The organism is Ciceribacter sp. L1K22 (assembly GCF_017599385.1).
In the GTDB taxonomy this organism is placed as follows: Bacteria; Pseudomonadota; Alphaproteobacteria; order Rhizobiales; family Rhizobiaceae; genus Allorhizobium.
On record NZ_JAGFPK010000001.1, the window covers coordinates 1913365 to 1926094 of the forward strand.

Below are 12730 nucleotides of genomic sequence, written 5' to 3' on the forward strand. Positions count from 1 at the left end.
CCTTCAGAGGATCAGGCGGAACTTCGCGAAGCCGTCCGCGCCGTTGCCGGCGTCCTCGATCTTGACGCTTTTCACCTCGCCCGCATATTGCCGCGCCTTCGGGCCGGTTTCGAACACGACCGTCGTGCCGGGCATCGGCGCGAACGACCAGTTGCCGTCGGCGGTCGGGTTGATCGTGTCCTGCGCGATGATGTAGCGCACGATCACGTCGCGGTTGGTGTCGGGCGCCACGAAGATCACCTTGTCGGACGCGATCTCCGGAAACTTGCCGCCGCCACCCGCACGGTAGTTGTTGGTCGCCACGACGAATTGCTGTTCCGGATTGATCGGCTGACCGGCGAAGGTCAGGTTGACGATCCGATGGGACTCCGCGTTGACCACGCGGCCATCCTTGTCGAACCGGGCCGGCTTCGACAGGTCGATCTGGTAGGTGACGCCGTCGATCACGTCGAAATTGTAGGACGGGAAGTCCGGATTGAGGAGCGGCGCATCCTTGGCGCCCGGTTCGATCTGGTTGAACATTCCGGCCGACATTTCGAGCCAGTTCCGCACCTGCTCGCCGGTGATCAGCACGGCCTGAACCGTGTTCGGGTAGAGGTAAAGGTCGGCGACGTTCTTGATCGCCACGTCTCCGGCGGCGACATCGGTATAGTAGTCAGGACCGCCGCGTCCGCCGGCCTTGAACGGGGCCGCGGCCGACAGGACCGGGAAATCCTTGTACTCTCCGTCCTTCAGCATGTCGCGGATGTACCAGGTCTGGGCGTTCGACACGATCTGTACCGACGGATCGTCGGCGACCAGCGCGAAATAGGAATAGAGCGGTGCCGCCGTCTTGCCGACCGGGGTGCGCACATAGTCGAGTGTCGCCCGGTGCTCGTCCGCGACCGCGGCGACAACGTCCTCCTTGTCGCCGACATCGGCGACCACCTTGCGGTTCTCGTCGCGATGATAGATCGGACGGGCCTCGCAGGTGAAGTCGATGATCTTCCAGCTGTCGCCGTTCTTCTCGACGAGCAGGTCGATCAGTCCGAGATGCGAACCCCAGAAACCCGCCATGACGGCGGGCTTGCCGAGCAGCGTTCCCTTGACGGTGTCGACGCCCTCGATGTCGGCGAAGTCCTTGGTGCCGGGGAAGACGAGATGCTGGTGACCGGTGAAGACGGCATCGATGCCTTCGACGCCAGCGAGGTAGAGCGAAGCGTTTTCCATCCGGTCGGACTGGCCCTTGCCCTCGATGCCGGAGTGGGAGAGGGCGATGATGATGTCGGCGCCGTCCTGCTTCATGACCGGAACCCAGGCCTTGGCCGTCTCGACGATGTCGCGGGTCTGCGCCTTGCCCTCAAGCTTCTCCGCGTCCCAGACCATGATCTGCGGCGGAACGAAGCCGATGACGCCGACCTTGATGTCATGCATCTGGTCAGCGCCGTCGCGGATCGTCTTGTTGACGATCACATAGGGCGGGAAATGCAGTTCGTCCTTGGTCGGATCGCCGTTCAGTTCGCCCTTCGTCAGGTTAGCGCAAACGATCGGGAAATTGGCCCCCCGCAGCGTGTTGAACATGAAGTCGAGCCCGTAGTTGAACTCGTGATTGCCGACGGTGCCGCAGTCGTAGCCGAGCACGTTCATCGCCTTCATGATCGGGTGGAGGTCGCCTTCCTTCATGCCCTTCTGATAGGCCATGTAGTCGCCCATCGGATTGCCTTGGAGAAGGTCGCCGTTGTCGACGAGCATCGTATTGGTGGCCTCGGCGCGGATCGCCGCGATGATCGAAGCCGTCCGGGCAAGGCCCATCGTGTCGCTCGGCTTGTCGGCGTAATAGTCGTAGGGCATCACGTTCACGTGGATGTCCGTCGTCTCCATGAGCCTGAGATGCGCCTGGTTGGCCGCCGCGCGGACGGAAAACGGATGCAGGACGATGAGCGCCGAAGTCGCCGCAAGCCCGCCGATGAAGCTCCTGCGGGAGATCGGGGTGATGAGAGGGGTCATGAGCGCGCTCCTTCGTTGGCGAGTCCGCCGCGGACTTTAGAGTCCATTTCGCAGGAGTGCATTTGGAAAATGACGGCTGTATGAACACGGCGACGTAAAATCCTGCATTGCTGCGCGGATTTTTGCTGTCATCGCCAGCAAGCGGTCATTTTACCACGTGCAGGACCACCGGCTTGTGGAAATGCTTGAAATACGAGGCGATCTGCGCCGCCGTATTGCTGCTCTCCTCCACCTGCAGGCCCATCTTGCCAGCCCGGTACCAACGAACGGTGGCTTCGATCAGCCCCAGTTCGTGGGTCCTGATCTTGACGACCGCGCCTGATCGGGCGTCGAGCCAGCCGAACACCTCGATCGCCATGCCGAGCCTCGAGATGTCGATGACCCGGACGTCGGCCGTTTGATGCAGGAAGGTGAGGGTGCCGCGAAAGCTGCAACGGATGCGGTCAGCACGGCGGCCATCCATGTATTTTTTAGCATGCATTTGATTTCGCCTTTTTAATACAAACTTAAATGTACGCCATGGTTGCGCCCGGAAAATTGACGGAAGATGGCGATAATCAGTAAAATTGCATGCAACTGACTAAAAAGGGGTTTTCATGCGCTATTTTTAGAAGAAAAAAGTGCGGAAGAGCCTGAGAAATAAGGGGTGTGGGCTAATTGGTGTTATGCACAACAAAGTTGTGTCGCATGCGTCGGGTTGTATTTGAGGTGGGGCTAAAACAGAAAAAGGGCGGCCAAGGCCGCCCTGATCACGTCGATTGAAATGAGGATGGCTCAGCGGCTGAGCACCGGGCGAACCTCTCGATGGAAATTGCGGAAATAGGCCGTCATCTTTGCCAGCGTATTGCTGTTCTCGCGCAGTTGGACGCCGAGCCTGCCATTGCGGCACCAGCGCACCGTGCCTTCGATCAGCCCGAAGCGGTCGTTGTTGATCTGCACCGTGCTTCCGTGCGCTGCGTGGAGCCTGCCGTAGAATTCGAGCGACAGGCCGGCCCGCGAAATGTCGAGAACCCTGGCATCGACTTCCTGGTTCAGGTGGCGGACGGTGCTGTCGATCCTCACCCGGCTGCGCGGCGTCTTGCGTCCGTCGATCTTCAACATGGGCTGCATGAATGGTCTCCCCGTGGTTTTACCCTCGGGAACGGTAACAGATGTGTCTTTCATCCCGTTGAATCCGATCGGTAGAATTGTCGAGATCGGCCAGGACGCCGGACATCTGTCGTAGGCCTGGACCATGGAATGCGCTCAGCGCTCCCGCCAAGCCTTCGGAGCCGCCACGTTCCTGCTGGTGGCAAGGTCCAGTTCCAGTCTGGTTTTCTCAACACCCGCGATCGCGCCGACGGTGAAGGCACCCCATGCCCTCAACACGAGTTTCGCTTCTCCGTTGACCACCGGTATCCGGTAATAATCGGGGCTGAATGTGTCGTGCAGGAAGAACTCAACGGAACCCTTCAAGAGGTCAGGATCGCTGGTCGCTCGCACGGTGATGGTGACTGTCTGCCACTCGGGGTCGAATTCGGATTGTTTGACCTCGGCTCCGATAACCAGCCCCTCGTTCTTCTCCAGACCACCGAAGCGACCTTTCTGGGGATCGTTGTTCACGGTCGCAGGGGGCAGTTCCTCATCCACGCGCCGCACGCCGACTTGCGCCTCTCCTGAACCGCTTTCCAGCGCTTTGCGGATTTGCGCCAACTCCTCGAAGATTTGCCGCAGCTTCTGCTCCAACTGGTTGTCGAGCTCGATCGCAACAACTTTAGTGCTGTCGATCTTTTCGCTGTTCTCGTCGATTTTCTGGGCGAGATTGGCGGTGAAGCCGTCCTTTCCGACACTCAGACTGGCGATCTTCGGCGCGATGAGCGCGACGATGGCAATCGACAGAAAGGTTGCGATCTTCAAATGATCCGCGCCACCCCAGCCGATCGCTTCGGCGATCGCGAGTATGGCGCACATCAGCGCGATCAGCATGCCACCATGCTCGAGGGCGGTTTTCGTTCTCAAATTCTGTAGCATGTGATGGTCCTCCTCATCCTTTCTGTCAGTAAAGGAGTGAGTAAGGAAAAATGCAATCTGAAATAGATTTCCGCCAAGGATACCTAAAGCCCCACATTCGGTCGGTCGATGACTTCCCGCAGCGCGAAGCTGGAATTGATCTTGACCACATGGGGAAGCGCCGAGAGCCAGTCGCGGTGGATGCGCTCATAGTCCTCCAGATCCTTGGCGGCGACGCGCAGGATGTAGTCGTATTCCCCCGACATCAGGTAGCAGACCAGAACATTGGGGCAGCGCTTTACCGCCGCCTCGAACTCCGTGAGCGTCTTGGCGAACTGGCCGGAGAGCGAGATGTGCACGATCACCATCATCTTGTAGTCGAGCGCCTTGTGCGACAGGCGGGCATGGTAGCCGCTGATGATGCCTTCCTTTTCGAGGATGTCGTGCCGCCGCGAGCACGCCGAGGCGCTGAGGCCCACCTTCTCCGCGAGTTCCGCATTGGTCATGCGGGCGTTTTGCTGAAGCGCCTTCAGAATGGCAAGATCGATGGTGTCGAGCTGCATGGTTCGAAGAATTCCCCTTGTTTTATCATTTAACGCAATTTTCTTCGAAAAGCAGCCGCTTGGCAATTCCAATACGCAAGGACATTCGGCGGATTTTCTGTTTGCATTTCCTCCTCGGAAAAATTCGGCGAAAGCCGCCAGACAAGAGAGGAACGCTCAATGCGTGTCGGGTGCCCGAAGGAAATCAAGAACCATGAATATCGTGTCGGCCTGACGCCCGGTGCGGTCCGTGAATATGTGGCCCATGGCCACGAGGTCCTGATCGAAACCGGAGCCGGGGCAGGCATTGGCGCCGATGACGGCGCCTACAGGGCGGCCGGCGCGAAGATCGCCGCCACCGCCAAGGACGTCTTCGAAAAGTCCGACATGATCGTCAAGGTCAAGGAGCCGCAGCCCTCCGAATGGGCGCAACTGCGCGACGGCCAGATCCTCTATACCTATCTTCACCTCGCTCCGGATCCGGAACAGACCAAGGGCCTGATTGCCTCCGGCGTGACCGCGGTGGCCTATGAGACCGTGACCGACGACCGCGGCGGCCTGCCGCTGCTGGCCCCGATGTCGGAAGTCGCTGGACGTCTGGCCATTCAGGCGGGCGCGACCGCGCTCCAGAAGGCCCATGGCGGCCGCGGCATTCTGCTCGGCGGCGTTCCGGGCGTGCTGCCGGCCAAGGTCACCGTCATCGGCGGTGGCGTCGTCGGTCTCCACGCCGCCAAGATGGCTGCCGGCCTCGGCGCCGATGTGACCATTCTCGATCGGTCGCTGCCGCGCCTGCGCCAGCTCGACGACATCTTCCACGGCCGCGTTCACACCGTGTATTCCACGATCGACGCTCTCGAACAGGAAGTCTTCTCGGCTGATCTCGTCATCGGAGCGGTGCTCATCCCCGGCGCCGCCGCGCCGAAGCTCGTCACCCGCGAAATGCTCTCGGGCATGAAGAAGGGTGCCGTCATCGTCGACGTCGCCATCGACCAGGGCGGCTGCTTCGAGACCTCGCACGCCACCACGCATTCCGAGCCGACCTACGAGGTCGACGGCATCGTGCACTACTGCGTCGCCAACATGCCCGGCGCCGTTCCGGTGACCTCGGCCCATGCGCTCAACAATGCGACGCTGGTCCATGGCCTGGCACTTGCCGATCGCGGCCTGCGCGCCATCGCCGAGGACCGTCATCTGCGCAACGGTCTCAATGTCCACAAGGGCCGCGTTACCAACAAGCCGGTCGCCGAGGCCCTGGGCTACGAGGCCTTCGCGCCTGAGTCCGTGCTGAACGTCGCCTGAGCGGCGATAAGACCGAAGAGGTTCCGCCCGTCGTGTGAGTGCGTAGGGGTGGAAAACGAGAGAGGGCCGGTCGCCCATCCGACCGGCCCTCTTCTTTTGTCGCGTCGCATCATATGCCGGCCGGAGCTCTCTCGATCCGGCACTGATAGCAGTTGTTGCGGGCCGAGCGGACGTGGACGTAGGCGATGTCGTCCCGCGCCATGAGTTCCGTCGCCCGCTGCGTGATGCGCTCGGTCGGCGTCACTGCACCGGTGCCGTAGACGATACGGTCGTCGCGGTCGTAGCCGCGCACGATATAGTCGGAGCTCTCCAGCATGGGCGGCAGGATTTCGCTTGCCTCGTAGCGGTGGCAGTCACCTGCATGCAGGAAGATCGGACCCGTTTCGGCATAGGGTTGCGGGGCGGGGAAAGGCCGATGCGCGAGGACCAGATAGTCCTCGCCGGCCGCCACGAAACCCAGGCAATGGCGGCAGGGGATGCCGTCGCCATCGGAGACGCGGCGTTCGGGCAGCATGCCATAGGCATCGGGTCCGCCCGCGCGATAGACGGCGACCGTTTCGGTCGGCAGGGCCTGGAAGAGAATGTCGGACATGGAAACCTCCTGTTGATGCGGCGACCATGGCGGCACAGGTCGCCACCATCCACCCGATTCTTGCCCACGGAACGGGAATTCATGCCAAATTTCGTCGAGGAGGAGCGCTTGTGGACCCCGCGGCCTTGCCCTACAGAATCGGCATTTGGCCTGCCTTTTTCGGGGGAAAGAGATGAATAGGACCCTTCTGCTTCTCGCCACGCTTGCGAGCCTCATCGGCGCACCGAGAATGGCGACCGCCCAGGAGATCAATCTGGATGATTTCAACGAGGCGGAGACTCAGGAGGCGATCGATTTCGTCGTCGGCAACGCCATGTTCGTCCTCATCCACGAAGCCGGACACATGCTGATCTCGGAACTCGGCCTGCCGGTTCTTGGACGCGAGGAAGACGCCGTCGATGCGCTGTCCTCGATCCTGATGCTGGAACTGCGAGACGAGAATTTCGACCGGATGATCACCGATTCCGCCGATGGCTGGTTCTTGTCCAGCGATCGCGCCGAGGAGGCCGGAGAGGAACTGGCCTTCTGGGACAGCCATGGACTCGATCGCCAGCGCGCCTACCAGATGATCTGCATGATGGTTGGGCATGACGCCGAGGGGTTCAAGGAATTCGCCGATTCCATGGATTTTCCCGATGATCGCCGCGAGGAATGCACCTACGAATATGCCGCCGCCGCGACCAGCTGGCTCGGTCTTCTCTCGCCACACATGACCGAGGGCACCGACGGCGCCAAGTTCAAGGTCAGCTACGAGACGCCAAAGGACGAGAGCCTTGTTCTCTATGCGGAACTGCTGAAGCAGTCAGGCGTGCTCGAAATGCTTCAGTCAATGATCGGCGACAGCTTCAAGCTCAACGACGGCATCCGCGTCACCGGCAAGGCCTGCGGCCAGCCGAACGCCTTCTGGCATCCGGCCGAGCGCGAGATCACCTACTGCTACGAACTTGCCCAGTACCATATGGGCCTGATCGCCCAGTGGCTTGTGGATCAGCGCGAGCAATAAGCTCAGAGCCCTGGCGTGTCGCGGCGGATCGCCGTCAGAAGCTCGGCGTCCGTCATCGGATCGATGATCGCGTCATAGGTCTCGACCGGAGAAAAACCGTAGCGCTGGTAGAGTTGCAGCGCGCGGGGGTGATCGAGCGAATTGGTCGTCACCGTCAGCTTCGTCGGATTGTCCTGCCAGGCCGCATAGAGCGCCTGCAGGAGGAACCATTTTCCGAGCCCAAGACCGAGTGCGTGTTCCATCAGGCCGAAATAGGAGAGCTCGACCGACTCGTCGTCCTGCTTGGCGAACTCGTAGAAGCCGGCCGGCGCGCCGTTGACGTAGAGCACCGAGATCGAGACCTTGGGGTCGTGGATCACCGCCTTCAGTTCGTCGTCGGTCATCCTCAGCCGCTCGAACCAGTGCCACCGGGCGCCGACCTGCCGCTGCAGGTAGCGATAGAAGGGAAGCGGAATATCCACCGCCCGCATGATCGCGGTCTGGATGTTGACGGGCACCGGCAGGCTGGCCTTCGGCGGCGCCGTCATCTCGAGCCGGGTGACTTTCGCGGTCAGCGGCCCGGAGGCGGTTTGCGCCAATGTCTCGGCGGGTCCGGTGGCGACCGGCGTTTCCTTCTTGCCGCCCCATTCCGACCAGGAGCCGTCATAGAGCGAATTATCGGTGTGGCCGAGGCTTTCCAGCGCCAGCGTGATGACGGCGGCGGTAACGCCAGAGCCGCAGCTCGTGACAACGGGTTTCGTCAGGTCGATGCCGGCTTTCGTGAAGATCGAGCGGAGCTCGGCAAGGTCCTTCAGATGGCCATCTTCGGAGAGCGAGACCGCAGGAACGCTGCGCGCGCCCGGCATGTGGCCGGACCGCATGCCTTCGCGCGGCTCCGGTACCTCGCCGGTGAAGCGTCCTTCCGGACGGGCATCGGCAATCTGCTGATCGCCAGCATCGACGATCTGGGTCATTTCGCCGAAGGAGGTGACGCGGCGGCGGTCGAACCGCGGCGTGAACACCGCAGGCGCCGGTTCCGGCAGGTCCGTCTCCAGCGGACGCCCTTCAGCCTTCCAGCCGTCAAGGCCGCCGTCGAGCAGGTAGACATTGCGCGCGCCCATGACCCGCAACATCCACCAGACGCGCGGCGCCGAAAAGAACCCGGGCCCGTCATAGACGACGATCGTGTCGGTCGCGGAAATGCCGAGCTTGCCGATCTCGGCGGCGAAGAAGTCGGGCGAGGGCAGGGAATGGGGCAGGCCGGTGGTGGTGTCGGCGATCACGTCCTGGTCGAAAAACACGGCGCCCGGAATGTGGCCGGCGGCATAGTCGAGCGCGCCGTTTCGGTGTTGCGCCGGCAGGTACCACGAGGCATCGACGATCCGGAATTCCGGGGCGCCCAGCTGTTTCTCCACCCAGTCGGCGGATACGACGAAACGGCTCTTTTCCCCGGACATGCTCTTCTCCCGTCAATGCTTCAGGCCAAAACCTCCGGACTGCCGAAACGGATGCGGAAGCGGCGGTTTTCCTTGCCCTTTTTCTCGATCTTCGCGATGTGAATCGCGCCGACCTCCTGGGTCTCGGAAACATGTGTGCCACCGCAAGGCTGACTGTCAACGGCGGAGTTCTCGCCGATGCAGACAAGACTGACCCGGCCGAGACCGACCGGGGGACGCACGTTCTTCGACTTGACGATGCCGGGATTGGCGGCAAGCTCCTCGTCCGTGATCCACTGCAGGTAGATCGGATGATTTTCGCCGACGAGCCGCATGAGGTCAGCGGTCACCTGCTCCTTGTCGATCGTCTCCGACATGTCGAAATCGACCCGGCTTTCCTCCTCGCCGACGGCAGCACCGGTAATCGGGAAGGGGCAGACGACGGAGAGCAGGTGGCAGGCGGTGTGCATGCGCATCAGCCGGTAGCGGCGCGGCCAGTCGACATGCAGCACCAGCTTTTCGCCGACAGAGGGCAATGCTTCGCCCTCCAGCGGCCGGTGCAGGATGATCGACTTGTTCTCGCCGTGGCGTGTCTCGCCGAGCGCGATCCGGCTGCCGTCGGCGCGCTCGAAAAAGCCGGTATCGCCGGGCTGTCCGCCGGACGCCGCGTAAAAGCAGGTCTGGTCGAGTTCCACCGAGCCATCCTCGTGGACCGCCGTTACCACGCCCTCCGCCGTCGCAAGATAAAAATCGTCACGGAAAAGCGCGAGCGTGGGTGCGGTCATCTATGGTCTCAGGCGGTTTCGAACGGAATGTTGAAATCGCTGCGCGACGTCAGCCAGCCCGGGACCGGAAGGCTCTTCGACTTCAGGAAGTCGGGATTGAAGAGCTTCGACTGGTAGCGGTTGCCGTAGTCGCACAGGATCGTCACGATCGTATGGCCCGGTCCGAGGTCGCGCGCAAGGCGAATGGCGCCGGCGATGTTGATGCCCGACGAGCCGCCGAGGCAGAGACCCTCGGTCTCGATCAGGTCGAAAACGATGGGCAGAGCTTCGGCATCCGGGATCTGGTAGGCGTAGTCGGGCGTGAAGCCCTCGAGGTTGGCGGTGATGCGGCCCTGGCCGATGCCTTCGGTGATCGACGACCCCGAGGATTTGAGCTCGCCGTTCTTGTAATATTCGTAAAGCGCGGCGCCATCGGGATCGGCAATGCCGATCTTGACCTCCGGCTTGAGACGGCGAAGCCCCATGCCGACGCCGGCGAGCGTTCCGCCCGAACCGACCGCGCAGATGAAGCCGTCGACGGCGCCGCCGGTCTGCTCGAAGATTTCCTTCGACGTCGTCTCGATATGGGCGTCGCGGTTGACGGTGTTGTCGAACTGGTTGGCCCAGATCGCGCCGTTCGGCTCTGTCTTGGCGAGCTGCGCCGCCAGGCGGCCGGAGAGCTTCACATAATTATTCGGGTTCTTGTAGGGAACGGCCGGCACCTCGACCAGCTCGGCCCCGAGCAGCTTCAGCGCATCCTTCTTTTCCTGGCTCTGGGTTTCCGGAATCACGATCACGGTTCGGTAGCCGAGCGCCCGGGCGACCAGCGTCAGGCCGATGCCGGTATTGCCGGCGGTGCCTTCCACGATCACGCCGCCGGGACGAAGCAGGCCCTTGCGCTCCGCGTCGCGGATGATGAACAGCGCCGCGCGGTCCTTCACGGACTGGCCGGGGTTCAGGAACTCGGCCTTGCCGAGGATGGTGCAGCCGGTCGCCTGCGAGGCGCCCTTGAGCCGGATCAGCGGCGTGTTGCCGATCGCCTCGATGACCGAAGGATGAAATGCCATGGGACTTGAGCCTTGTCTTTTCGGAAAAGAGTAGGGACCGACTTTTGGTCCCGCAAGCCGCCATTGGCAAGGAATCGGTTTTCGCTCAACGGCTTGGCGGCGAAAAAACATGCTGTCGGTCAAGAATGGCCGGTTGTGCCGTCGGCGCGTGTCAGCCGGCCTTCGGCAGCGCGTTATAGGCCGCCATCGCAGCGTCGCGAGCCTTGCCGTGGTCGACGATCGGCTTCGGATAGGTCTTGCCGAGGGTGACGCCAGCCTCCTTCAGCACGAGCAGCGGCGCCTCGAACGGCTTGTGGATGAACTTGTCGGGCATGGCCTTCAGTTCCGGCACGAAGCGACGGACATAGGTGCCGTCGGGATCGAACTTCTCGCCCTGCAGGATCGGGTTGAAGATGCGGAAGAAGGGCGCGGCGTCGGCGCCAGATCCTGCCACCCATTGCCAGCTCGCCGCGTTGGAGGCCGGATCGGCATCCGCCAGCGTGTCGCGGAACCAGGCCTCGCCGCGGCGCCAGTCGATTCTGAGATCCTTGATCAGGAAGGAGGCGACGATCATGCGGACGCGATTGTGCATCGTCCCGTGGCGCCACAGTTCCCTCATGCCGGCATCGACGATCGGATAGCCGGTCAGGCCCTTTGTCCAGGCCTCGAAAGCGGTCTCATCGTCGGTCCAGCCGAACTGGTCGAAGCGCTCGTTCCAGTTTTTTGTCGCGAGCTCCGGGAAATGGAACAGCAGGTGATAGGAGAAATCCCTCCAGGCGAGCTCCTTGCGGAACTTGACGACGCTGTCGGTGATCCCGGACTTGAGCCCCCGCGTGGCATGCCAGATGCGGGCAGGGGAGATTTCGCCCATCGCCAGATGCGGCGACAGCATGGACGTGACGTCCCTACCCGGAAAGTCGCGTCCGTCCTTGTAGGCGGCGAGTTTCTCGTCGATGAAATCGGCAAGCCGCCGCTGTGCCGCCGCTTCGCCGGGTTCCCAGACCTCGGTGAAAGTCGAAGCCCAATCCGGTTTGGTGGGAAGAAGCCGCCAGTCGTCGAGCGTTTCCCCGTCGGGCCAGGACGTCGGCGCCGCGATTCTTCCCGGGGCGGCAACCGGCTCGGCCGGCTCGCCCTGCTGCTCGAGCGCCCGCCAAAACGGCGAATACACGCGGTAGGGACCGCCGGCCCCTGTCTTCAGCTTCGACGGTTCGTGCATCAGCTGGCCGGAAAAGCTCTCGGCTTCAAAGCCGTTCTCGCGCAGCCACGCCTTCAGGGCCTTGTCGATGCCACTGCCGACCGGATCGTAGCGCCGGTTCCAGTAGACGCCGTCGGCGTCCGTTTCGGTCAAAAGCGTCTTGATCACATCGAGCGAATGACCGGATCGCAGGACAAGGCGGCTTCCGGCCTTGTCGAGGGCTTTCGAGAGCGCCGTCAGCGAATGATGCAGCCACCACGCCTGCGCCGCGCCGAGCGGACCGGCGCCGGACTCCGGCTCGCGGATATAGACCGGCACCACGGGCCGGCCACTCTCCACAGCGCTTGCCAGCGCCAGGTTGTCGTCGAGCCTCAGGTCTTTGCGGAACAGGAGGATGACGGGCTTAACCATGGGCGGGACTCTTCATTGGCGGATGATATGGTGTTTACGTTTGACGCGGCAAACCAGATCACCCTCCGCCGGCGCATTCACGTTCGAACCACAGTCGACGCCGGTTTTCCCCTGAAACTTCACGAACTTGGTTAATGCCTTGCGGCATCGGGCGTTCGGCGTGGATTTATCCGACGGGTTTACGCGATCGTTAAAATGCGACCGGTTTCCTTAACGGATTGGAGAACCGGCGGGCCGAGATTGATCGTGCAACGTGAGGATTTGGTTATGACAACCAGGTTGAAGGCACTCGTCGTTGCGGTGATCTATTCATGTTTCGTCTGGTGGGCGGTCGTCCAGCTGGCGGACTGGATCATGGTACCGGGTGCCGGTTCCGATGGCGCGCCAGCGTCGCCATCGACGGAGCGGAATGACTCCGCTCCCGGACAATGACATCGCGGGTTGCGCCCGGACAGGCGCGTCGGTTTTTGCCGCGCCTGTCCGGTTGC

General features: G+C 62.2%; 13 protein-coding genes. 3 read left to right on the plus strand and 10 right to left on the minus strand.

Translation table 11 applies throughout. The annotated features are described in order from the left end of the window. Window positions 1–3: 3 nt before the first annotated feature. From J5J09_RS09595 to J5J09_RS09615, 5 genes are all read right to left on the minus strand, one after another. Window positions 4–1986, minus strand: a complete 1983-nt coding sequence (locus J5J09_RS09595) for a bifunctional 2',3'-cyclic-nucleotide 2'-phosphodiesterase/3'-nucleotidase (RefSeq protein ID WP_208549562.1) — start codon at window positions 1984–1986, stop codon at window positions 4–6. Window positions 1987–2131: 145 nt separating this feature from the next. Next, window positions 2132–2467 (minus strand): PilZ domain-containing protein, encoded by a 336-nt coding sequence (locus J5J09_RS09600; RefSeq protein ID WP_208549565.1) that lies wholly within the window; start codon window positions 2465–2467, stop codon window positions 2132–2134. A gap of 293 nt (window positions 2468–2760) precedes the next feature. Then, window positions 2761–3096 carry a PilZ domain-containing protein gene (locus J5J09_RS09605; RefSeq protein WP_208549566.1) on the minus strand — a complete coding sequence of 112 codons (336 nt, stop codon included), beginning with the start codon at window positions 3094–3096 and terminating at the stop codon, window positions 2761–2763. Window positions 3097–3231: 135 nt separating this feature from the next. Further along, complete coding sequence (locus tag J5J09_RS09610; RefSeq protein ID WP_208549567.1) at window positions 3232–3951, minus strand: pYEATS domain-containing protein; 720 nt, start codon at window positions 3949–3951, stop codon at window positions 3232–3234. 128 nt (window positions 3952–4079) lie between these two features. Continuing rightward, window positions 4080–4538, minus strand: a complete 459-nt coding sequence (locus J5J09_RS09615) for an Lrp/AsnC family transcriptional regulator (protein ID WP_208549569.1) — start codon at window positions 4536–4538, stop codon at window positions 4080–4082. A gap of 159 nt (window positions 4539–4697) precedes the next feature. Here J5J09_RS09615 and ald point away from each other — a divergent pair, with 159 nt between their 5' ends. Next, on the plus strand, window positions 4698–5816 hold the full coding sequence (ald, locus tag J5J09_RS09620) for an alanine dehydrogenase (protein ID WP_208549571.1): 1119 nt from the start codon (window positions 4698–4700) through the stop codon (window positions 5814–5816). A 109-nt stretch (window positions 5817–5925) separates the two neighbouring features. On the opposite strand, the gene J5J09_RS09625 is transcribed toward ald, so the two are convergent. Continuing rightward, window positions 5926–6408, minus strand: a complete 483-nt coding sequence (locus J5J09_RS09625; RefSeq protein WP_208549573.1) for a DUF1203 domain-containing protein — start codon at window positions 6406–6408, stop codon at window positions 5926–5928. Window positions 6409–6580: 172 nt separating this feature from the next. On the opposite strand from J5J09_RS09625, the gene J5J09_RS09630 reads away from it, so the two are divergent. Then, window positions 6581–7411 (plus strand): DUF4344 domain-containing metallopeptidase, encoded by an 831-nt coding sequence (locus tag J5J09_RS09630; protein ID WP_208549575.1) that lies wholly within the window; start codon window positions 6581–6583, stop codon window positions 7409–7411. 2 nt (window positions 7412–7413) lie between these two features. Here the strand turns inward: J5J09_RS09630 and sseA are convergent, their stop codons facing one another. The 4 genes from sseA to J5J09_RS09650 form a co-directional block, all read right to left on the minus strand. Beyond that, window positions 7414–8847, minus strand: coding sequence for a 3-mercaptopyruvate sulfurtransferase (gene sseA / locus J5J09_RS09635; RefSeq protein ID WP_208549577.1), 1434 nt, complete (start codon window positions 8845–8847; stop codon window positions 7414–7416). 20 nt (window positions 8848–8867) lie between these two features. Next, window positions 8868–9611 carry an alanyl-tRNA editing protein gene (locus J5J09_RS09640; protein WP_208549579.1) on the minus strand — a complete coding sequence of 248 codons (744 nt, stop codon included), beginning with the start codon at window positions 9609–9611 and terminating at the stop codon, window positions 8868–8870. 8 nt (window positions 9612–9619) lie between these two features. Then, window positions 9620–10657, minus strand: coding sequence for a cysteine synthase A (locus J5J09_RS09645; protein ID WP_208549581.1), 1038 nt, complete (start codon window positions 10655–10657; stop codon window positions 9620–9622). A gap of 151 nt (window positions 10658–10808) precedes the next feature. Beyond that, window positions 10809–12242, minus strand: coding sequence for a deoxyribodipyrimidine photo-lyase (locus J5J09_RS09650; RefSeq protein ID WP_208549582.1), 1434 nt, complete (start codon window positions 12240–12242; stop codon window positions 10809–10811). A gap of 267 nt (window positions 12243–12509) precedes the next feature. Between J5J09_RS09650 and J5J09_RS09655 the strand changes: the two genes are divergently transcribed. Next, window positions 12510–12674: a hypothetical protein gene (locus J5J09_RS09655; RefSeq protein ID WP_208549584.1), complete on the plus strand. Its 165-nt coding sequence runs from the start codon at window positions 12510–12512 to the stop codon at window positions 12672–12674. Window positions 12675–12730 lie beyond the last annotated feature (56 nt).

Coding starts and splice junctions, on each gene's coding strand:
- ald (WP_208549571.1), top strand. CDS start 4,698: ATGCGTGTCGGGTGCCCGAAGGAAATCAAGAACCATGAATATCGTGTC.
- J5J09_RS09655 (WP_208549584.1), top strand. CDS start 12,510: ATGACAACCAGGTTGAAGGCACTCGTCGTTGCGGTGATCTATTCATGT.
- J5J09_RS09605 (WP_208549566.1), bottom strand. CDS start 3,096: ATGCAGCCCATGTTGAAGATCGACGGACGCAAGACGCCGCGCAGCCGG.
- J5J09_RS09600 (WP_208549565.1), bottom strand. CDS start 2,467: ATGCATGCTAAAAAATACATGGATGGCCGCCGTGCTGACCGCATCCGT.
- sseA (WP_208549577.1), bottom strand. CDS start 8,847: ATGTCCGGGGAAAAGAGCCGTTTCGTCGTATCCGCCGACTGGGTGGAG.
- J5J09_RS09645 (WP_208549581.1), bottom strand. CDS start 10,657: ATGGCATTTCATCCTTCGGTCATCGAGGCGATCGGCAACACGCCGCTG.
- J5J09_RS09595 (WP_208549562.1), bottom strand. CDS start 1,986: ATGACCCCTCTCATCACCCCGATCTCCCGCAGGAGCTTCATCGGCGGG.
- J5J09_RS09640 (WP_208549579.1), bottom strand. CDS start 9,611: ATGACCGCACCCACGCTCGCGCTTTTCCGTGACGATTTTTATCTTGCG.
- J5J09_RS09625 (WP_208549573.1), bottom strand. CDS start 6,408: ATGTCCGACATTCTCTTCCAGGCCCTGCCGACCGAAACGGTCGCCGTC.
- J5J09_RS09610 (WP_208549567.1), bottom strand. CDS start 3,951: ATGCTGATCGCGCTGATGTGCGCCATACTCGCGATCGCCGAAGCGATC.
- J5J09_RS09630 (WP_208549575.1), top strand. CDS start 6,581: ATGAATAGGACCCTTCTGCTTCTCGCCACGCTTGCGAGCCTCATCGGC.
- J5J09_RS09650 (WP_208549582.1), bottom strand. CDS start 12,242: ATGGTTAAGCCCGTCATCCTCCTGTTCCGCAAAGACCTGAGGCTCGAC.
- J5J09_RS09615 (WP_208549569.1), bottom strand. CDS start 4,538: ATGCAGCTCGACACCATCGATCTTGCCATTCTGAAGGCGCTTCAGCAA.